The sequence below is a fragment of the Paraburkholderia sp. J11-2 genome (assembly GCF_905220185.1).
Taxonomy (GTDB): domain Bacteria; phylum Pseudomonadota; class Gammaproteobacteria; order Burkholderiales; family Burkholderiaceae; genus Paraburkholderia.
Genome location: NZ_CAJMYY010000105.1, coordinates 1 through 561, shown reverse-complemented (window position 1 = coordinate 561; position 561 = coordinate 1). Strand labels below are relative to the sequence as shown.

Annotated in this window: 1 protein-coding gene; it reads right to left on the bottom strand. The window is 61.0% G+C overall.

Going from position 1 to position 561, the window contains the following annotated elements; all coding sequences use genetic code 11:
- Window positions 1-471: SDR family NAD(P)-dependent oxidoreductase (locus U5A57_RS41350; RefSeq protein WP_321918104.1), on the bottom strand; the 471-nt coding region annotated here is incomplete at its 3' end.
- Window positions 472-561 lie beyond the last annotated feature (90 nt).

Below are 561 nucleotides of genomic sequence, written 5' to 3'. Positions count from 1 at the left end.
GAGTTCGAGCGCCCACGTTCGGGTCAGGCTGATCATCGCGGCCTTCGCAGCCGCATACGTCGAACGTTGAGCCACGCCCAGCACAACGAGGCTGGAAAGATTCACGATACGGCCCCAGCCGCGTTTGCGCATCCCCGGTAGCAAGGTCTGAACCGTTTGCACGGCGGGCGCCAGGTTGTCGCGCATCGCCCTGTCGAGACCATCGAGATCGATCGAGCCGAGCGGCGAAAGCTGAACGAACCCGACGTTGTTGACGACGCCGTCGAATTCGAAGCGCGCGTCGAGATCGGACAGCACCGCTTGCGTCCCCTCCCGGTCAGTCAGGTCGACGGACACGAGCGTGCCAGGAAAAGTCGTGTCACCGGAACTGCGCGCGAGGCCGACCACATTGTGGCCATCACGCGCGAGACGCTCGCTCAGCGCACGCCCGATACCTTTGCTTGCACCCGTAATCAGGAAAGTTCGTTTCATTTTGAAATGCACTCCTTAGTAAAGTAATTGATGAGCGATCAAAGCCGCCCGAGTAAGACGATCGTGCCCGCGAGTGTCAGGGCCGACATC